The sequence below is a fragment of the Ruegeria sp. YKSF57 genome, from assembly GCF_059612585.1.
This window is the reverse complement of record NZ_JBXWQW010000006.1, coordinates 83,207-103,165: the sequence shown is the minus strand read 5'-3', so window position 1 is coordinate 103,165 and position 19,959 is coordinate 83,207. Positions and strand designations below refer to the sequence as shown.

General features: G+C 55.9%; 18 protein-coding genes and 2 tRNA genes. 9 read left to right on the top strand and 11 right to left on the bottom strand.

Features of this window, described 5'->3' with window-relative positions:
- The first annotated feature begins 62 nt into the window (after positions 1-62).
- The 6 genes from AC2FLX_RS04050 (at position 63) to AC2FLX_RS04025 (ending at position 7,813) form a co-directional block, all read left to right on the top strand.
- A complete protein-coding gene (locus tag AC2FLX_RS04050; RefSeq protein ID WP_496809870.1) occupies positions 63-1,445 on the top strand; it encodes an aldehyde dehydrogenase family protein in 1,383 nt (460 codons plus the stop codon).
- 67 nt (positions 1,446-1,512) lie between these two features.
- Complete coding sequence (locus tag AC2FLX_RS04045; RefSeq protein WP_496809871.1) at positions 1,513-2,658, top strand: iron-containing alcohol dehydrogenase; 1,146 nt, start codon at positions 1,513-1,515, stop codon at positions 2,656-2,658.
- A 585-nt stretch (positions 2,659-3,243) separates the two neighbouring features.
- Positions 3,244-4,368 (top strand): extracellular solute-binding protein, encoded by a 1,125-nt coding sequence (locus tag AC2FLX_RS04040; RefSeq protein ID WP_496744000.1) that lies wholly within the window; start codon positions 3,244-3,246, stop codon positions 4,366-4,368.
- Between the two features lie 116 nt (positions 4,369-4,484).
- The gene (locus AC2FLX_RS04035) at positions 4,485-5,597 is read left to right on the top strand and encodes an ABC transporter ATP-binding protein (protein WP_480749810.1); all 1,113 of its coding nucleotides are present in this window, start codon (positions 4,485-4,487) and stop codon (positions 5,595-5,597) included.
- 12 nt (positions 5,598-5,609) lie between these two features.
- Complete coding sequence (locus AC2FLX_RS04030; protein WP_480749811.1) at positions 5,610-6,530, top strand: ABC transporter permease; 921 nt, start codon at positions 5,610-5,612, stop codon at positions 6,528-6,530.
- The gene (locus AC2FLX_RS04025) at positions 6,527-7,813 is read left to right on the top strand and encodes an ABC transporter permease (protein ID WP_496809872.1); all 1,287 of its coding nucleotides are present in this window, start codon (positions 6,527-6,529) and stop codon (positions 7,811-7,813) included. Before AC2FLX_RS04030 ends, AC2FLX_RS04025 begins: the two co-directional genes overlap by 4 nt.
- 124 nt (positions 7,814-7,937) lie before the next feature.
- Here the strand turns inward: AC2FLX_RS04025 and AC2FLX_RS04020 are convergent.
- The 6 genes from AC2FLX_RS04020 to AC2FLX_RS03995 all read right to left on the bottom strand — a co-directional run bounded on the left by AC2FLX_RS04020 (position 7,938) and on the right by AC2FLX_RS03995 (position 12,798).
- Positions 7,938-8,012, bottom strand: a tRNA-Glu gene (locus AC2FLX_RS04020).
- A gap of 26 nt (positions 8,013-8,038) precedes the next feature.
- Positions 8,039-8,113, bottom strand: a tRNA-Glu gene (locus tag AC2FLX_RS04015).
- Positions 8,114-8,216: 103 nt separating this feature from the next.
- Positions 8,217-9,965 (bottom strand): single-stranded-DNA-specific exonuclease RecJ, encoded by a 1,749-nt coding sequence (gene recJ, locus AC2FLX_RS04010; protein WP_480749829.1) that lies wholly within the window; start codon positions 9,963-9,965, stop codon positions 8,217-8,219.
- 90 nt (positions 9,966-10,055) lie between these two features.
- On the bottom strand, positions 10,056-11,039 hold the full coding sequence (gene glpX / locus AC2FLX_RS04005) for a class II fructose-bisphosphatase (protein ID WP_480749830.1): 984 nt from the start codon (positions 11,037-11,039) through the stop codon (positions 10,056-10,058).
- 80 nt (positions 11,040-11,119) lie between these two features.
- Positions 11,120-12,406 carry a homoserine dehydrogenase gene (locus AC2FLX_RS04000; RefSeq protein ID WP_480749831.1) on the bottom strand — a complete coding sequence of 429 codons (1,287 nt, stop codon included), beginning with the start codon at positions 12,404-12,406 and terminating at the stop codon, positions 11,120-11,122.
- Between the two features lie 104 nt (positions 12,407-12,510).
- The gene (locus AC2FLX_RS03995) at positions 12,511-12,798 is read right to left on the bottom strand and encodes a hypothetical protein (RefSeq protein ID WP_480749832.1); all 288 of its coding nucleotides are present in this window, start codon (positions 12,796-12,798) and stop codon (positions 12,511-12,513) included.
- Positions 12,799-12,897: 99 nt separating this feature from the next.
- Here AC2FLX_RS03995 and AC2FLX_RS03990 point away from each other — a divergent pair, with 99 nt between their 5' ends.
- Entirely contained in the window at positions 12,898-13,485 is a 588-nt protein-coding gene (locus tag AC2FLX_RS03990) for a TetR/AcrR family transcriptional regulator (protein WP_480749833.1), read from the top strand.
- Here AC2FLX_RS03990 and AC2FLX_RS03985 read toward each other — a convergent pair whose 3' ends face one another.
- Positions 13,486-13,788, bottom strand: a complete 303-nt coding sequence (locus AC2FLX_RS03985; protein WP_480749834.1) for an antibiotic biosynthesis monooxygenase family protein — start codon at positions 13,786-13,788, stop codon at positions 13,486-13,488.
- Between the two features lie 45 nt (positions 13,789-13,833).
- Positions 13,834-14,745 carry a pirin family protein gene (locus AC2FLX_RS03980; protein WP_496809873.1) on the bottom strand — a complete coding sequence of 304 codons (912 nt, stop codon included), beginning with the start codon at positions 14,743-14,745 and terminating at the stop codon, positions 13,834-13,836.
- A 182-nt stretch (positions 14,746-14,927) separates the two neighbouring features.
- On the opposite strand from AC2FLX_RS03980, the gene AC2FLX_RS03975 reads away from it, so the two are divergent.
- Positions 14,928-15,398, top strand: coding sequence for a hypothetical protein (locus AC2FLX_RS03975; protein WP_496743991.1), 471 nt, complete (start codon positions 14,928-14,930; stop codon positions 15,396-15,398).
- On the opposite strand, the gene AC2FLX_RS03970 is transcribed toward AC2FLX_RS03975, so the two are convergent.
- Genes AC2FLX_RS03970 through AC2FLX_RS03960 form a run of 3 tightly spaced genes read right to left on the bottom strand, consistent with a single transcriptional unit; the run spans position 15,395 to position 18,165 of the window.
- Complete coding sequence (locus tag AC2FLX_RS03970) at positions 15,395-15,922, bottom strand: TadE/TadG family type IV pilus assembly protein (RefSeq protein WP_496809874.1); 528 nt, start codon at positions 15,920-15,922, stop codon at positions 15,395-15,397. The two genes, AC2FLX_RS03975 and AC2FLX_RS03970, sit on opposite strands and share 4 nt — an antisense overlap.
- A gap of 30 nt (positions 15,923-15,952) precedes the next feature.
- The gene (locus tag AC2FLX_RS03965; RefSeq protein WP_480749838.1) at positions 15,953-16,486 is read right to left on the bottom strand and encodes a TadE/TadG family type IV pilus assembly protein; all 534 of its coding nucleotides are present in this window, start codon (positions 16,484-16,486) and stop codon (positions 15,953-15,955) included.
- Complete coding sequence (locus AC2FLX_RS03960; RefSeq protein WP_480749839.1) at positions 16,483-18,165, bottom strand: Tad domain-containing protein; 1,683 nt, start codon at positions 18,163-18,165, stop codon at positions 16,483-16,485. The genes AC2FLX_RS03965 and AC2FLX_RS03960 overlap by 4 nt, the downstream gene beginning before the upstream one ends.
- A 332-nt stretch (positions 18,166-18,497) precedes the next feature.
- On the opposite strand from AC2FLX_RS03960, the gene AC2FLX_RS03955 reads away from it, so the two are divergent.
- Positions 18,498-19,928 carry a Glu/Leu/Phe/Val family dehydrogenase gene (locus tag AC2FLX_RS03955; RefSeq protein ID WP_496743985.1) on the top strand — a complete coding sequence of 477 codons (1,431 nt, stop codon included), beginning with the start codon at positions 18,498-18,500 and terminating at the stop codon, positions 19,926-19,928.
- The last annotated feature ends 31 nt before the right edge of the window (positions 19,929-19,959 follow it).

The following is a 19,959-nucleotide window of genomic DNA, read 5'->3' as shown; positions in this document are numbered from 1 at the left end:
CCCCCGGGATATTTATGGCCAGATGAAGCAGGGATCCTGCTCTCTTTAGAGATGGAGTGACTATGGGGCAGATGTTGCAATGTGTCTCGCCGATCGATGGATCGGTATTTGCGGAACGAGAAGTACTGCCGCGGGCGGCTGCCTTTGCAGCCGCAGCGCGCGCGCGCAAAGCACAGGCGGATTGGGCGGCGCGGCCCTTGCAGGACCGTATTGACCTCGTTTTGGCGGGCGTCGCGGCCGTCGGCGCGATGAATGATGAGATCGTTCCGGAACTGGCGCATATGATGGGCCGCCCGGTGCGCTATGGCGGCGAGTTTGGTGGCTTCAGCGAACGTGCCAGCCATATGGCGGAGATTGCCGAAGCGTCACTGGCCGATATTGCCGTGGGCGAAGACGAGACTTTCAAACGCTATATCAAGCGCATTCCTCACGGGGTGGTCTTTGTTGTTGCACCCTGGAACTATCCTTACATGACGGCGATCAACACGGTGGCGCCCGCGCTGATCGCGGGCAACACGGTTGTTCTGAAACACGCGACCCAGACTTTGTTGGTTGGTGAGCGGATGGCGCAGGCGTTCCATTCGGCGGGGGTGCCTGAAGACGTGTTCCAGAATGTATTCCTCAGCCACGACGTGACCAATGATCTGATTGCGGGCAACGCATTCGACTTTGTGAACTTCACCGGTTCGGTCAGTGGCGGTCAGGCCATGGAGCGTGCGGCAGCGGGCACCTTCACCGGAGTCGGCACCGAACTTGGGGGCAAGGATCCGGGTTATGTCATGGACGACGCCGACCTGGACGCAGCGGTTGATACATTGATCGATGGCGCGATGTTCAATTCGGGCCAGTGTTGCTGTGGGATCGAGCGGATTTACGTTCACGAAAGCCTTTATGATGACTTTGTCGCCAAGGCTGTTGAGATCGTGAAAGGCTACAAACTGGGCAATCCGCTGGACGCCGAAACAACCATTGGTCCGATGGCCAATGTGCGTTTCGCTGACGAGGTGCGCGCCCAGATTGCCGAAGCGGTTGAGGCCGGTGCGGTCGCGCAGATCGCCCCCTTCCCCGAGGATGACGGCGGCGCATATCTCACGCCGCAGATCATGACCAATGTGACCCATGACATGCGGGTGATGCGGGATGAAAGCTTTGGGCCTGTAGTGGGCATCATGAAAGTGTCCTCGGATGCTGAGGCCATCGCGCTGATGAATGACAGCGAATTTGGCCTGACTTCCAGCCTATGGACCCGCGATGTGGATCGCGCGGCGCGTGTGGGCGACCAGATCGAGACCGGCACCGTCTTCATGAACCGGGCCGACTATCTGGACCCTGGCCTGTGCTGGACCGGTTGCAAGAATACCGGGCGCGGCGGTGGTCTTTCGGTCATCGGCTATCACAATCTCACCCGTCCCAAATCCTACCACCTGAAGAAGGTCACGGGCTAAGGACGACGGCCTGCTCGGGTCTGACCCCCTCGCCCGAGCAGGTCTCATATCACAAAGGAAACCTGACATGTCACTTGTTGGAAACTGGTCCTATCCGACCGCAATCAAATTTGGTGCCGGGCGCATCAAGGAACTGCCCGCAGCCTGTGCCACAGCCGGTATGAAGAAACCCCTGCTGGTCACGGACAAGGGGTTGGCCGATCTGCCGATCACTGCGGCGACGCTGGATATCATGGCGGCGGCTGGTCTGGGCCGCGGTGTATTCAGTGACGTGGACCCTAACCCAAATGAGAAAAACCTCGACGCAGGCGTTGCGGCATACAAGGCCGGTGGGCACGATGGTGTGATTGCCTTTGGCGGCGGCTCGGGGCTGGACCTGGGCAAGATGGTCGCCTTCATGTGCGGCCAGACGCGGCCCGTGTGGGACTTTGAGGATATCGGCGACTGGTGGACCCGCGCCGACGCGGATGCAATCGCGCCGATCATTGCGGTTCCGACGACTGCGGGGACCGGGTCCGAGGTTGGCCGCGCCAGCGTCATTACAAATTCCGAGACCCACGCCAAGAAGATCATCTTCCACCCCAAGGTCCTGCCGACGGTGGTGATCTGCGATCCTGAACTGACGGTTGGGATGCCCAAATTCATCACCGCAGGCACCGGTCTGGACGCCTTCGCGCATTGCGTCGAAGCCTATTCGAGCCCGCATTATCACCCGATGAGCCAGGGCATCGCGCTGGAAGGTATGCGCTTGGTGAAAGAATATCTGCCGCGCGCTTACGCAGATGGCAGCGACATTGAGGCCCGCGCCCAGATGATGAGCGCAGCGGCCATGGGCGCAACCGCCTTCCAGAAGGGGCTGGGCGCGATCCACGCCATGAGCCACCCCATCGGTGCGGTGTTCAACACCCATCACGGCACCACCAACGCCGTTTGCATGCCTGCAGTTCTGGACTTCAACGCCCCGACCATTGCAGACCGGTTCCAGCAGGCGGCCGCCTATCTGGGCATCGATGGCGGCTTTGACGGGTTCCGCGCCTTTGTGCAGGAATTCAACGACAGCTTCGGCATCCCGCGCAGACTGTCTGAACTGGGGGTGACAGAGGGGTCCATTCCAGAGTTGGTTAAAGGTGCCATCACCGATCCGTCCTGCGGCGGGAACCCGATCAAGTTGACCGAAGAAAACCTGAATGGCTTGTTCAGAACCGCCTTGTGAATTGAAACACGTGGGTGAATCGGGCCGGCGTGTAGGCTCGCCAGCCTGAATTTCCCGACGCGAAAGAAGTTTGTTGCATGCCCCAATACTGCGTTATGGGAGATCACTTTGGGTGAAACGCGCGCCGCCGGTGTTTATTCTTTGCCCGATGTCCCAAAACTGGCGAATGCAGCGACTGACGGTTGCTCTCAATTGTGTTGACCTTGCAAGTTGATCTGTTTGAAACTGAGTGCATGACGGAACAGGTGAGATGGATAGTGGAAACCTCAATGGAGAACCACCGATCCAAGAAACCCAAAAAGAATGCAAGCCGATCATGAGCTGCGCATCAATAATCTGCTGCAAACTTTTCAAATAATTGAAAAAGGTTAAGCGGGCATGTGCGGGGAAGTGGCCAGCGGGTTTGCAAAGGTAGATGACCAATGCAATATTTCACTAAGAATTGAGTCCTTACGTAAACTGGACTTATGGAAATATCCAACTGTCACTTCAGGAAGGTAAAAGACACTAGGAAACTTCATGAAAACGTCATCATCTGACAACAACAACAAACTAGCCAAAACAGTCCAAAATGGGAGAATAAAAATGGCTTCAAAATCTAACGTAACTCGACGCAGTGTCTTGAAGAGTGCAGGTGCAGCCGCTTTGGCAGCGCCTTTGTACTCGAAAAGCGCGCTGGCCTCGTCGGGTGAAATCAACATCCTGATGTGGTCTGACTATCTGCCACCGTCGTTCCTTGAAGCGTTCGAAAAAGAGACCGGTATCAAGGTGAACTATACCGGTATCGGGTCGAACGAGGAAATCATCAACAAGATGAAGGCCACCAAGGGGCAGGGTTTCGATATTGTTTCGCCTACAAACAATCGCTCGCTCCAGTGGGAACCGCTGGAACTGCTGCAGCCCTTTGACATGAGTAAGGTTGGTATCGACGCGGTGAACCCGGCCATGGCCAAAATCGGCACCGATGCCTGGAATTTTGGCGGCAGCGGCGTGCACTGGCTGCCGCACATCTGGGGTACCGAGGGCATCGCTTATCGTACCGATCTATGGCTTCCCGATGGCGATGCACCATCGTACGGCGATGTGTGGTCGGAAGAGAATGCTGGCAAGACCATGGGGCGCGCGCATTCGATGATGCTGGGTGCTGGCCTGTACATGGAACGCGCAGGCGAGATGGAGCCTGGATCGGTTTGGTCTGCATATAATGACGAAGACACCATGCGTAAGGTATGGGGTCAGATCACCGATTGGGTCATCGCGCGCAAATCGCGCATCAAGCTGATCTGGAATGACGCCGACACCCAGAAGAACGGGCTGTTGAACGAAGGTGTTGTGGTCGGTCAGACTTGGGATGGTCCTCCGCTGGCGCTTAAGGCCGCAGGCGAACCGGTCCACTATCAAGCCCCGGTCGAAGGCGCGATGGCGTGGGTTGATGGCATGTCGATGCCTACCGGTGCAGAAAACATGGATCAGATCTATGCTTTCATCGAGTTCGCCTATCGCAAGGAACCGGCCGGCGTGGCCATCGACAGTCACGGCTACAACTCGCCGGTACTGGGCGCCGACCAATTCGCTGGCGACGTCTACAAGAAGAACTTTGCCGAAGCCTATCCGGGCGACTCGCTGGCCAACCTGAACCCGTGGCCGGCCGAAGCCCCCTGGTATGCCGAAGTGCGGACCGAGTTCGTCAACAAGTTCGTAAGCGCCTGATCGCTTCAAATATGGGTCCCCTGCGTGTTCAGGGGGCCCTCTTTGTGTGCGTCTTGCACACTGCAACAAAAGATGTCGCCGCATGAACGGACTGACATCACAGGGAGAAACCAAAAATGAGTGCTGGGGTCGGAGTCGATCTGGAAAACCTTTGGATCCGTTTCGGGGACTTTGTCGCCGTGCGCGACGCCAATGTGAATATCAACGGGGGCGATTTCTTTTCGTTCCTAGGCCCTTCGGGCTGTGGCAAGACCACAATCTTGCGCGCAGTTTCGGGCTTTCTGGAACCGTCCGAGGGCAATGTTCTGATCGGCGGCAACAACATGAAGGGGATCGGCCCGAACAAGCGGCCGACGGCGCTGATCTTTCAGAACCTTGCGCTGTTCCCGCTGATGAAAGTTTGGGAGAACATTACCTTTTCGATGGAAATCAAGGGCGCCAGTGCCGCTGAACGTCGCAAGCGCGCGGACGAACTGCTGGACATGATTGCGCTGCCGGGACAAGGTGACAAGCTTCCCAGTGAGCTTTCAGGCGGCCAGCGCCAGCGTGTCGCCATCGCTCGTGCGTTATGTGCCGAGCCGCATGTGCTGCTGCTGGACGAGCCTCTTTCCGCACTCGACCTGAAATTGCGTCAGCACATGCGTACTGAATTGCGCGAAATCCAGCAGCGCGTGGGCATCACGTTCATCTATATCACTCACGATCAGGGCGAGGCACTGACCATGTCGGACAGCATCGCCGTGATGCGTGCCGGTGTGATCGACCAAATCGGTGATGGCAAATCGATCTACAACGATCCGTCGACGGCATTCGCTGCGTCGTTCGTTGGCGAAAACAACGTGTTCCGCGGTAAGATCAAGAAAATCATGGGTAATGAGGCGATGATTTCGACGAACCGCTCGGGCGATCTGGTTGCGCGAATATCGACTGCCAATCGGGGCAAGATGAATGAGGGCGATGCCGCCATGATGTTTATCCGCCCCGAAGCGTTCGCTATCGCTCCGGATGGTGCCAAGGGAACGCACTTTGTTACCGCGCGGGTCAATCACGAAGAGTTCGAAGGAAATGCGTTCAACATTTTCACCGCAGGTGAAGGAGGCAAAGAAATCAAGGTGTCCATTCCCAACCTTGGCCAATCCTTCGACGATCATACCGGCCAGATGATCACGCTGGAATACGAGACCCGCAATGCGGTTATCGTGCCCGCCGGCGAACTGGCTGCGGAATAAGGAGGCCAGATCATGCCCGGCTTCCTCAAGGAATTCTTCAACCGCAACGGCTTCGGCATGGGGCTTGCGATCCTGGGTCTGGTCCTGTTCTGGACCATCGGCCTGATCATCCTGCCACAGCTGTCGATGCTTGACTTTTCATTCCGTCCGAACCTGCCGCCGCCAGAAATCGGTGGTCCAAAGGACGTCTATACACTGGAGAACTATAAATACCTCGTTTTTGGACCAGAAGGGGGCGGGCAGGACTATAACGTCGTCGACCTCAAGGTCTTTTTCCGCACGCTTGTTGCCGCAGTTTGTGTGACGATCTTCAACCTGATCCTGTGCTATCCGATTGCCTATTATCTTGGACAGACCAAAGGCAATCAGATCCGCGTCTTCGCGATCATGTTGATCATTCCTTATTGGATCAACGAGATCCTGCGCGCATTTGCCTTGCGTATCATCTTTGGTGAGACCGGGGTGCTGAATACTTTGCTGATAGGGACAGGTATCTTTGATACGCCCTTTGACTTCATCCGCAACGACATCGCGCTCTATGCCGGTCTGGGTTACGCCTATATCCTGCTGATGATTTTCCCGATGTACAACGTGATCGAAAGCCTCGACGGCAATCAGATCGAAGCTGCACGGGATCTTGGTGCACCTTGGTGGCGCATCCATTGGCGGGTGGTTATTCCATACGCCAAACCCGGTATCAGCTCGGGCTGTACCATGGTATTCATGCTCAGCGCCGGTGCGCTGGCTGCGCCACAAATTCTGGGCGGTCCGTCATCCCTGTGGTTCACGCAACTTATTTATCAGCAGTTCAATGACAACAACGACTGGCCGCAAGGCGCAGCCTATGCGATCGTGCTGTTGGTGACCTGTATCCTGTTCGTGCTGGCAATGATGCGAGTGTTCAAGGTGAACATGGGGGATATAGGGAAATGAACAACTCTATCCTTCGTGTAAGCATCTGGGTCTATCTGGCGATATTCTTTGCCTATCTTTTGGGCCCGTTGGTGATCATGTCGATCACCGCCTTCAACTCGTCCGAGTTCCCGAGTATGACGCCTTGGGAGTGTCTGACGTTCGAGTGGTTCGGCGCGTTGTTCCAGGATGATCGCATCCTGAATGGCATCAAGAACTCGGTGATCATTGGCCTTGGAACGGTCATTCTGTCGGTGGCGATGGGTCTGGCTGGGGCGCTGATGCTCACCCAGATCTGGCCCAAGCTTCGGGCCACCTACTATACGATTATCATTGCACCGATCCTGATCCCCGGCGTGGTATTGGGTATCTCGACACTGGTGTTCTGGGATCGGATCAACCGGGTTCTGGGCTTGGGGGCCGACAGCTTTCTGTCGAATGGCATCTTCCTGACAGTGGTAGGTCAGTCGACGTTCATCGCCAGTTATTGCATGCTGGTACTCGTGGCGCGGCTCCAGCGTTATGACGTGGCGCTCACAGAGGCGGCTCTTGACCTTGGGGCAAGTCACGCTCAGGCCTTCCGCAAGATCCTTCTGCCGTTCATGCGACCGGCCATCGCCTCGGCAGCGGTATTGGCGTTTCTCGCCTCGTTCGAGAACTACAACACCACCACCTTCACCTTCGGCGAATATCCGACGCTCACGATCGAACTGGCGCAAAAGGTGCGTTACGGGATCACTCCGGCGATTTCGGCGCTGGCCTTCATAATTGTTGTGCTGACGGTGTTCTTTGCCCTTCTCAACGAAACCAAGATCAAGCGTCAGGAATTGGTGGCGGCTGCACGCAAGAATGCAACGGTCGAGGAATTGGCGGGAAAGATCAAACTGCCCAGCTTCTTTGCCGGCAATATGGCAGCTGTTATCCTTGTGATGTTCTGCATCGCAACGATCACGGTTGTTGGCACGGCAACCGTCTATAATCCTGCGCAATGTATTGCGGACGTCAAAGAGCAGAAACGTCTTGAAGCTGAAGAGCGTATTCAGAAACTGCGTCAGGAGCGCGAAGAGCGTCGTCAACGCAGGTTCGAAGGCGTGTTCGATCCGGACGATCTGACGCCGGGAACGGAAGAGGACGACTCTCAGGCGCCGTCTGGTTCCAACAACTCTGGCTTTGGCGGTGTGTTCGCGCCGGGATCGCTGACTGGTGAAGAGGATGACAGTTCTTCGAATACCGAAGAACAGCCGTCGAACAACAGTGGGTTCGGAAATGTGTTCGATCCCAACAGCCTGAAGAGCGACGAGTAGGACAATCCTTGCGACCAAAACGAACCCGGGCCGCGCTGGCCCGGGTTTTTTTATCGTAAAGGCAAAACCGGTCAGCTGCTAGATCGGGATCCAAAAAGCTGTCTGTTTGAAAGGTTGCGGCCAATGGCAGCCCGTAGGGGAATCGAACCCCTCTTTCCAGGTTGAAAACCTGGCGTCCTAACCGATAGACGAACGGGCCATTTCTTGGTCCAAGACAAGCACATGTGGCAGCCCGTAGGGGAATCGAACCCCTCTTTCCAGGTTGAAAACCTGGCGTCCTAACCGATAGACGAACGGGCCACGGTGGCTTGTGGAGGGCCTTTTACGTATTACGCAGTTCCCCCGCAAGCCGAAAAATGCGGTGCGGAGAAACTTTTTTACGCCTCTGCAATCAGGAAGAAAATCACGACAAAGCTGCCTCAGCCGCGTCTTCGATCCGTAGTTGCACAGTTTGCCGACCACCCCAGGAGTTGACCTCCAGCCGCCCTGCAAAATGGAACCGCGCCCCACCATGATTGGTCAACCTGTCCCCCATCGAGCTGTCAAAGGCGGCAAAGGCGATTGCGTCCAATCCCCCGCTCATACCATCGGATAGAGACAGCTTCAGGTGGCTCTCTCCGACGCGTTTGGCAAAGCGGATTTGCAAGTCAGGTAGGGCATAGCGTGGGGCAGGGGCACCGGCCCCGTACGGGCCTGCTTGTTCGATCTGTTCTACCAGGTCCACTGTTGCAGCTCCCGGCATCAAGGTGCCGTCGAGCTTCAGATCGGCAGGGCCACCCTGACCAGCTCCCTGTTTCGAGAGCAATTCCGACAATCGCTTCATTGCCGGTTCAAGTTGATCGCGCAGGACGGTCAGTCCGGCAGCCATCTTGTGACCGCCACCTTTGACCAGCAGTCCTTCGGCGGCAAGTCTTTGGATTGATGCGCCTAGGTCGATCCCCGACACCGAACGCCCAGATCCCTTGCCTTCGCTGCCATCGAACCCGATCACGATGGCCGGGCGATTGGCAGCTTCTTTGAGTCGAGAGGCGACGATCCCGACAACACCGGGATGCCACCCTTCGCCAGCGGCCCAGACCAACGGGGCATCAAACCCGCGGTCCTCTGCCTGCGTCAGAGCGGCAGCGCGCACCATGTTCTCAATATCGCGGCGCTCGGTGTTCAGTTCGTCCAGTCGTTGCGACAGCGCTTCGGCTTCGACCATCGAGTCGGTGCTAAGCAAGCGCGCGCCGAGGTCGGCCTGTCCGATCCGGCCGCCTGCATTTACCCGAGGACCTAAAAGAAACCCAAGATGATATGTATTGGGCGCCGCATCCATTCGAGCTATGTCTGACAGGGCCACAAGTCCAGGGCGCTTTCGCTGCGCCATCACCTTCAACCCCTGCCTAACCAGTGCCCGGTTGGCCCCAATCAGCGGTGCTACATCCGCGACTGTGGCAAGGGCCACCAGGTCGAGCAGCGACAAAAGATCCGGCCCATTGGTGCCAGCTTCGCGCATCTGGCGGCCTGCCTCGACAAGCATCAGGAAAACTACTCCAGCAGCGCAAAGATATCCCAGATCGCCACTTTCGTCCTGCCGGTTCGGGTTTACCACGGCAACGCAGTCGGGCAGAGCCTCGCCGCCCAAGTGGTGGTCCAGGACGATCACATCGGCCCCCTGTGCCGCAGCAATCGGTTCATGGCTCAGGGTGCCGCAATCGACGCAGATGATCAGATCATGCGATGAGGCGAGCTCCTGCATTGCTGGGGTATTGGGTCCATAACCCTCGTCGATGCGGTCGGGAACGTAAAGCGTCGCATGTATTCCCATGTGCCGCAGCCAGACGAGCAACAGTGCCGCCGAACTGCCTCCGTCCACGTCGTAGTCTGCAAAGACGGCGATCTTTTGATGTTTTCGAACCGCATCCAGAAACCTCTTGGCGGCCCTTTCCATGTCTTTGAGTGCACGGGGGTCGGGCAGCAATTCCTTGAGTTTGGGTTCGAGAAAACTCTTGGCTTCGATCAGGGGCACGCCGAGCCGCGCCAATACCTGACAAACCGGCCTGGGCAAGTCGCTTTGCTGCGCCATCATTTCAGAGGCGCGTTCAACCTCGACCGAAGGACCAACCCAACGCCGCCCGGTCAACGACTGTTCCACACCCAGAAAGCTCAAACCGCACCTCATAGACCAAGGCCGGACCCATTTCGGACCCGGCCCCTCGTGTTTTGCCATTTACGCCTGCTGACAGCGGCAGTGCAAGCGTTATGCCGGATCGTGCGACCACATCGGGGTGCGATAGGACATGCGACGCACCGAACCGGTTTTGGAGCGCATGAGCAACGTAGTGGTTTCTACCCAACCGGGTTCGCGTTTGATGCGCGGGAGAAGCGAACCGCCGGTCACGCCGGTTGCGGCAAAGATAACATCCGCAGTCACCATCTCGTCACGCGAATAGATACGGTCAAGATCGGTGATCCCGGCCTTGGCGGCACGACCACGTTCATCGTCGTTGCGGAACAGGAGGCGGCCGAAAATTTGGCCTCCCATGCATTTAAGTGCCGCTGCAGCCAGGACGCCCTCGGGTGCGCCGCCCTGACCCATGTACATGTCGATACCGGTCGTCTCGCTTTCGGCACAGTGCATCACGCCGGCGACATCGCCATCGGTGATCAGACGGATGGCCGCGCCGGTATCGCGAACTTCGGCGATCATCGCTTCGTGGCGGGGTCGTTCCAGAATGCACACGGTGATGTCTGACGGCTTGCAGCCCTTGGCATTTGCCAGCGCTTCGACCCGTTCGCGCGGTGTCATGTCCAGAGAGACGACGCCTTGCGGCAGGCCTGGACCCACTGCCAATTTGTCCATGTAGACGTCGGGTGCATGCAGCATCGAACCACGCGGACCCATGGCGATCACTGTCAGCGCGTTCGGCATGTCCTTGGCAGTCAGCGTGGTGCCTTCGAGAGGGTCTAGGGCGATGTCGACGCCCGGGCCATTGCCCGTCCCTACTTCTTCTCCGATATAGAGCATCGGTGCCTCGTCGCGTTCACCCTCGCCGATCACCACCACGCCCGCGATATCGAGCAGGTTCAATTGCTCGCGCATCGCATTCACTGCAGCCTGATCCGCCGCCTTTTCGTCACCTCGTCCCACCAGAGAGGCGGAGGCCAGGGCGGCCTGTTCTGCCACCCGCGCAAGGCCCAGTGACAGCATCCGGTCGTTGAATTCGATCTTGGCTGCGTTCATGTCCCTAATTTCCTTCGGTCATTCAGACGTTTCTATCGGCATAGCCCGCCGATGGCGGGTCTCGCAAGAGGAGAGGTCACTCAGACCTGTTCGATCCGCAACGCAACCGCTTCCCCAGCGACGACATCGGTTGCCCGGAAACCTTCGAGGGCCACATCCAGAGCTGCCCGAGTGGTTTTGTGTGTGACTATCAAAACTGGTGCGGTGCTTTCGGTGTGCCCATATTGGCGCATTCGGTCTATCGAAACACCCGCATTGCCAAGAATCGCAGCAACTTTGGCCAACGCGCCGGGTTTGTCTTCCAGTGCCAGGCGCAGATAGTAGGGGGCCGGCAGACCTGTTTTTGCCGGAAGCATTTCTTTCAAAGTGTTCGCGGGTTGTCCGAAGGTGGGGATATGCAGACCTCGTGCGAGATCGCAAATGTCGCCAAGTACCGCGCTCGCGGTTGGACCTTCGCCTGCTCCCGGACCGCGCAGAACGATTTGCTCAACCGCGTCGCCCTCGATGACCACCATGTTGGTGCCACCTTCCAGTTGACCAAGCGGCGAGTCGCTGGGCACCAGGCATGGCTGCATCCGCTGGACTAGTCCGCGAGGGCTGCGCTGAGCGACACCCAACAATTTGATTCGATATCCCATGTCAGCCGCCTGACGAATGTCATCGAGGCTGATATGCTGGATGCCCTCGATCTCGATTCCATCAAAATCGGGCTTGGTGCCAAATGCGATTGACGACAACAGGGTCAACTTGTGCGCGGCGTCGATACCGCCCACGTCAAGATTCGGATCTGCTTCTAGATAGCCGAGCTTGGCGCATTCTTCGAACAAGGAGTTGTAGCCGAGCCCCTGTGATTCCATGCGTGTCAGGATATAGTTGCAGGTCCCATTCATGACGCCCATGACACGGGTGATTTCGTTGCCGGCCAACCCCTCGGTCAGCGCCTTAATGACCGGGATGCCACCGGCGACAGCCGCTTCGAAACGAATTACGCGGCCTGCCGCTTCGGCTGTTTCTGCCAATGCCAGACCGTGAATGGCAAGCAGCGCCTTGTTGGCAGTCACCACGTCCTTGCCAGTTGCCAGCGCAGCCTCGACCGAGGTTTTGGCAGGGCCGTTTTCGCCACCCATAAGTTCGACGAAAACATCGATGTCATCCCGTTTGGCCAAGGCCACGGGATCGGATTCCCACGCATAGCCAGACAGGTTGATGCCCCGGTCCTTTCCGGAATCTCGGGCCGATACGGCCACGATCTCGATCGGTCGACCTGTGCGGGCCTTGAGCATTTCAGCCTGACGTCTGATAATCTTGACAACTCCGACACCGACAGTTCCCAAGCCAGCAATCCCAAGCCGCAGCGCCTGTGTCATTTTTTGGGTCCTTTTCCGCTCGAATTTTCAGCCATTGACTGTAAGCCCGTTGCGGGCTGCCTTACCCGGTTCGGTGAACGGGTGCAATGCGGCTGAGGCCTGTTTTATTGGGTAATTTCGTGACCTAGTCGGTCCCGATCCGCTTCGTCAAGAACTGGGGATTGCAATTCGCGTGCCTTTGACGCCAGCCTCTCGCTCCGCGCCTGTAGGTGTTTCTGCAGTTCCGTAGCTTCTTCTTGCGGATTGACGGGTGCCCCCAAGACATCCTCCAACGGAACCAACTCGGGATAAGCTGCATTCTTAATTTGGGGAGGGACTCTTTCGGTGAGCTCGGGAATCGTCGTACAGCCAGCGAGCATGGCAAGAGGAATGGCAAAGATAAGCCGTTTCATGGAAGTCTCTTCCGTAGGAGCGTTATATCTTGATGCCCGCTTTTCCAGACTGGTTCAAGCGGGGTTCTATTTGAACGAATGTTCATATAACCTGCGCCAATGGCACGTACTCAAGGTTCCCATTCTGATATCACTGGCCCGCGCATCCAAAAGGCGGCGCTACGTCTATTTGCACAACACGGGTATGCTGCGGTTTCCATGCGGCAGATCGCAAAAGATGTCGGAGTGCAGGCCGGTGCGCTGTACAACTATACCCCTGACAAACAGAGCCTGCTGTTTCGCCTGATGCACGGGCACATGGACGAGTTGCTGCGCGCCCGCGAAACAAGGTTAGCCACCGGCAACGCTTTGGAGGACTTGGAGCAATTCGTGGGGTTCCACATCAGATTCCATCTGGAGCGGCCCGATGAGGTTTTCATAGCCTATATGGAATTGCGCAATCTCACGGCCGAGAATTTCGCAATGATCGAAGCACTGCGTCGCCGGTACGAGGACGATCTTGAAGGCATTCTGAAGAGAGGCGTGCAGGAGGGCTGTTTCATTGTTCCGGACACCAAGATCGCAACGCTGGCCGTGATCGCCATGCTCAACGGCGTGAACACCTGGTATCGTAGCGGAGGAAGGTTGTCGCTTGATCAGGTCGAAAAGATCTATTGGGATATGGTACGAAAGGCCATGACGTCCTGATCAGGGTGTTTCCGCTGCCAAGTCGTAGTGGTGTAGAAACCGCTCTTTCACAATGCCTTCCTCTTCGGGCATGATATGTGGATGGTGCCATTCCTCTCCGGCAAAAGCTGCCAGGGCCTCCACCGACTCCCACACCATCACCAGGCAAAACTCGTTTGGAGACTCCGGTCGGGGTAGGCATGGAGTTATCGAAATGAGCCCCTTTTGTTTGTGCATTAAGGGCATTGCAGTTTCGAGCATGAACTGGCGGAAATTCTCGATCTGATCATCAAAGATAACGGCGCGAAAGATACGAACGATCATGGTGGCTCCCTGTTTTAGGGGAATATAGAACCATCATATCACACCTCAGTGCGTGGGATGAATAAAGGTCCCGTTTCGCAGGTCACGAAATGCCTGGTGCAGTTCCTCGCGTGTATTCATCACGATCGGCCCGTGCCAGGCCACTGGTTCTGCAATTGGTGCGCCAGAAATCAGCAGGAACCGCACACCTTCCGGCCCCGCCTGCAGCGTGATTTCGTCACCAGTGCCGAACCGGATCAGCGTTCGGTCACCCGACATGTCGCGAATATTGACCTCTTGCCCGCCAACCTCCTTTTCAAGCAGCACGCCTACCGGTGTCGATGCATCAGCAAAGGCAGCCTGACCTTGGAAAACATAGGCAAAGGCTTTGCAGTAGGTGTCGATTTTGAACGTTTTCCTGACGCCTGCAGGAACAGAAATGTCCAGATATTGCGGATCTGCGGCAATTCCCTCGACCGGTCCGGTCTTGCCCCAGAATGAGCCGACGATCACACGAACAGTGGTGCCGTCGTCATCGGTTATTTCAGGAATGTCCGTGCCACGAATATCCTGATAACGTGGCGCTGTCATTTTTTGGCTTGCGGGCAAGTTTCCCCACAATTGGAAGCCGTGCATCTGCCCGGTCGCGTTCCCTTTGGGCATTTCCTGATGCAGGATTCCAGACCCTGCTGTCATCCATTGCACATCGCCCGCGCCCAAAGACCCAGTATTACCAAGCGAATCGCTGTGTTCCACCGTTCCAGCCAGAACATAAGTTATGGTTTCGATACCGCGATGGGGATGCCACGGGAACCCTTTAAGGTAATCCTCGGGGAAATCATTTCTGAAATCGTCAAAAAGCAGGAACGGATCAAGTTCAGTCGGGTCCTGAAAGCCAAATGCCCGGTGAAGTTTGACACCGGCCCCTTCCATCGTTGGAACCGCTTTTCTAGATTCAAGCATTGGTCGGATTGACATGGTGCCTCCTGATCTTTGTGGGATCTTGCGACATTAAGTGTAATCATGATCTTGGTGGTTTCAATCGGCCGATGCTCACCGAAAGTGTGCGATTTTGCGAAGTGCGGAAGGTGAACAATGTCAGGCTGTTGCTTGGTTGTCGTTTGGGGTATTGGAAAGCCTGATCAACCCGGAGTGGCCGAATGCAAGACGAGATTTTAGCAGTTGTCGAGGCTTCGGCGCCCAGGCGCTGGATGGGAGTCCTTATTCTAAGCGTTGTCGGATTCTTGGTGTTTTTTGTGGCCATATCACAGCCGCCGGCCTTGGGTTGGCAAGTCTTTCTGATTTTGATCGGTGCGTTGTCGTTGTGGCTTGCGCAACGACTGTATCAGGCGACGTCCCACCGGATCGAGTTGACGGAAACGGAGTTGCGAGCCAGTTCAGGCGAAGTGATTGCGCTGGTCTCGGAAATCGAGGGAATTGACCGGGGTGTTTTCGCCTTCAAGCCATCCAGTGGTTTTCTGATCCGGACGAAAAACCCCGGATTTCGCGCATGGCATCCGGGGTTGTGGTGGCGCGTTGGTCGACGCGTTGGGGTAGGAGGTGTTACACCGGGTGCTCAGACAAAGTTCATGTCCGAAGTGCTTTCGGCGATGATTGCCGAGCGGATTTAGACATTTCCCTTGAGGTTTTCCGTAAAGCGCGGACGGGTAAAAACGAAGTTCTTCAGATCGATGTTGTCAAGGCCAACTCTGAACGGCGGCACAAAGGTGTTCGATGTCTCGACCAGAATCAGAGTGTTTTGATCCGCCATCGCTGGCAAGGAATCCTTGTAAAAAACGATGTTTGCATCGTCGAGTTTCTCAGTATATCCGCCGCGAATTGCTGACCAGGATACGGAGTGGCTGTCTGTGGCCTCGTCGTATACCACGACTGAAATCCGCATCTTCAGGTCAGCTTCGTTGCGCACCATCAATTTGAACATGTCCTCCATCGAGTCGACGTAGATATTGTCGATGGTGCGGGTCTCTCGAGACAGAAGGTCTCCGATTGTATAGGCCGCCTTGATGTTCGACGCGCTCTGTCGATAACCTTCAAAGAATGTATATCCGGCCATCACCGCCCAAAAAAGGATCGGCAAGATAATCAAGGATTCCACCGCAATGGAACCTTGCTCGTCATTGCGGAAACGTTTCATTCGGGTTTGCATGCGGGATATAAACATGGCTTAGATCGGCTCTTGTACAAATACAGTTGTCGCTGTCAGGGCGTACTGACCCTCCAGATTGGCCAGGGCCTTTCCCATTGTTGAAGTCGGGAACACGGGGTTGATCTTTGCGCATGCGCGTAGAACCATCAGCTGGTTTTCCTGTCCATTCTCAAAATTGCGTACGGGTCTCGGTTCTTCTGACAAGTCGGTACAGTCCGGCTCGGCCGGTATCGTAACCGCGGCAAACGGATCCTGGCTGATCATTTCCAGTTTGAGGCTGTTTTCACAGTTGCGAATGAACATAGCACGCTCGCAAATCGACTTTTTGATCGTATCGTGGTTCAAAACGACACCGGTGTTCAAGCGGATGTCCCTTACCGTTTGGTCTACCGCTCGTTCCAAGGTCGCGTGGTTGAGTGTGACGAAGGCCAACTCGACCCCCGACAGCATCAAGGCCATGAAAGCGGGGAAGACGATCACAAACTCGACCGTTGCGGTGCCGTCTTCCCGGTTTCGGAAGCTGCGCAGAGCAGAAACCAGTTTTCCGATCATTGGGTGAGCCTCAGCATGCGGACGGACGAGCCGATCGAGGTGAAAGCATCCGGAAGTTCAACAGCCGTTGCGTCGTAATAGTGGCTGTCCGAGCTGGCACAGTCTTCCAAGACCTTTTTACCGTTGGAGGCTACGTCGACACCGACGCTGAACACGATCACGCCTTCGTCCTTGGCGGCCTTGCAGACATGCTTGGTGCGAGCGTCCTTGGCTGTGGATTCTTTCTTGCTGAACGCCGCGCTTTCCCACACACCGTATGCGTTTGGCGTATCGAAGATCTCATTTTCGATATACTCCAGCGAAACGAGGTTCAGAAGCTCCACATAGGTCAGCTGTACTGCAGTACCGGGTTCGTCGGCGGCAGGTTGTTCGACGCAGGTCCGGCTTCCGCCTTTTCCGGTGCAGTATTGGCCGCCGTTGCCGTAGGGATGATCCTGCCAGGTTTGATCGTGTGGCCACCAGTACTCTTTGCTACCGCTTGATTGATACAGCGAGAAATAGCCTTCGTCAGCAGTTGCGTCCGGATTGTACCAGATGTCCGACGTCGTAGTACGGCGCGATGAATTCAGCATGAACTGGTCGGTGTTGTCCCCGTCTGAGATAATGATCAAGATCTTCAGGACGTTGGTTCCATACTCAACTGGGCGGTTGTCAAACATGGTCGGCACAATCCCGTCAACATGCGCCAAGCTGTTGATCACCGGTCGCGTGCCGGGGTCGAGAAGGGCAAGACCCCAGTTGGCACCATTGTCGGTACCGGTATCTTCACTTGAGTCCTCGTCCCACACCGCCGGGTTCAGGGCAGTCAGACCATCAATGTAGTTGTGAATGACGGTTTCGTCATTCTGGAATGGCAGGATTGCGGATCCAGCCCGAGTTGGACAGACAGGGTATTCAATTGGCTCCCTCGACATCGTGTAGGGATCGAAGTGCGCGGTCTGCTCTCTCAACTCGGTTGTCGACAGATACGGCTTGCTGAATTCGTCATCGACGAAGTTGATGCAATGAGAATAGTTCTGGAAACGATCCAGATTATAGTACTTGATCATGTCCGCGCCAACGTTCACCTGGCTTGCGTAAGGGATGATCGAGAAAGACACCTCTTTGTTCCAAAGACCATTCTTCAAGCCCAACTGCGTGACAATGCTTTTGGCTGCAGTCTTTAGGTTTGCCAGTTTCGGACCATACATGGATGTGGAAAAATCCAGAACCAGAGACACTTCGACGGCACCGACACTTTCCTCGGCGGAGCTGAGCGCTGGAGCGCTCAAGCTATCGACGCCACTCAAATGCATGAAATGAGTCGGGAACTCAGCAACCGCCGACGCAGTAACATGGCGGTAACCAGTACTGTTAATCACTTTGACGTCCTTGAGGTTGTCCAGTAGATCCGCCTTGTCGAGATACGACTTTACGACTGTTTCGGCATCAACCTTTTGATCAAGGTCAGCCGCAGCCAATACCGCGCGGTCCATTGTGTACTGCAATTCGGCGCGCTCTCTTTCATACTTCATCAGGTCCACACCGATCCCGGCTGCGGCGACAATGATGAGGAACAGAAATAGAGCGAGAATGCTCATCGACCCATCTTCGCTGTCAATGAAGCCTCTCGTTTGTGCTGGCGTACAGTCAGCCGACGTTATATTGTCGCCATTGGACTTCCAGAGAACCTTGCGCATAACGATACCCTTTCCGGACCGGGCAGAACGGTCATTCGAAATATTGGACTGACTAAAGGTAAATGCAGAACGTGGCGAGAATTGGGCGGTTTTGCCACTATCTTGCTGTAACTGAACGACAATTGCGCCCACTCTTGGTCAATCGCCCGTTCTGTTGCTGAATTGAAAACAATAGTCGCCATTCTTGATAGTTCACACGACTCGCGGATGACGGACGGTTAATTTTTGCAAATGCTCAAAATATTGGCAGAAATGGATTGATCAGGTTTAACCAGATTGCGACAAAGTGACATGGAGAGTGTCTCCAATTATCTGAGGTCAGGGAGGAATTTATGACGCGCGTAACCGAACCCAGTTTCCGTGAAAGTGTGGATCTGATGTTCAACAGAGCGGCCGCTCTGATGGATCTTCCCCCCGGGCTTGAAGAAAAGATTAGGGTCTGCAACGCGACCTACACGGTTCGCTTTGGCGTAAGGTTGCGGGGCAAGATTCACACCTTTGTCGGATACCGGTCCGTTCACTCGGAACATATGGAACCTGTCAAAGGTGGAATTCGTTATGCGACTGCCGTGAATCAGGACGAGGTCGAGGCCCTTGCGGCTCTGATGACTTACAAGTGCGCGTTGGTCGAAACGCCGTTCGGTGGATCCAAAGGTGGTTTGTGCATTGATCCGCGTTTGTACGAAGAGCACGAGTTGGAACAGATCACCCGCCGGTTCGCATATGAGCTGGCAAAGCGCGACCTGATCAATCCGTCTCAAAACGTACCCGCTCCGGATATGGGTACCGGGGAACGAGAGATGGCCTGGATTGCGGATCAGTATGCCCGAATGAACACGACGGATATCAATGCGCGGGCGTGTGTCACCGGAAAGCCCCTGAATGCTGGCGGCATTGCTGGCAGGGTCGAGGCTACCGGGCGAGGCATTCAATACGCGCTTCGCGAGTTTTTCCGGCATCCTGAAGACGTCGCAAAAGCTGGATTGTCCGGAAAGCTCGATGGCAAGCGCGTCATTGTTCAGGGTTTGGGTAACGTAGGCTATCACGCCGCCAAATTTCTTAGCGAAGAAGACAACTCGAAAATCGTCGGGATCATTGAGCGCGACGGTGCGCTGTATGATCCTGAGGGTATAGACGTCGAAGCGGTGCACCAATGGATAGCAAAGCACGGCGGCGTGGCGGGTTATCCGGACGCGACCCATACGGCCGAAGGTTCAGCAGTTTTGGAAGAAGAATGCGACATTCTTATTCCGGCTGCGCTGGAAGGGGTAATCAACCTGTCCAACGCAGAGCGGATCAAGGCACCTCTCATCATCGAGGCCGCGAACGGACCAGTGACTGCGGGCGCAGACGAGATCCTGCGCAAGAAGGGAACCGTAATAATCCCGGATATGTATGCGAACGCAGGTGGTGTGACGGTTTCCTACTTCGAATGGGTCAAGAACCTCAGCCATATCCGTTTTGGCCGCATGCAACGTCGCCAGGAAGAGGCGCGGCACGAACTGATTGTGCAGGAACTCGAACGGCTCGATCGTTATCTTGGCGATGCCTGGTCGATGTCCCCAGACTTCAAGGCCAAATACCTCAGGGGTGCGGACGAATTGGAGTTGGTTCGCTCGGGCCTGGATGACACCATGCGGATTGCCTATCAATCGATGAGAGAAGTATGGCACGCCAGATCCGACGTCGAGGATTTGCGAACAGCGGCCTATATTGTAGCCATTGACAGGGTGGCCAAGAGCTATCGCGCCAAAGGCTTGTAACGCATTGCAAGTTTTCTTCTCGGGCGTGCCT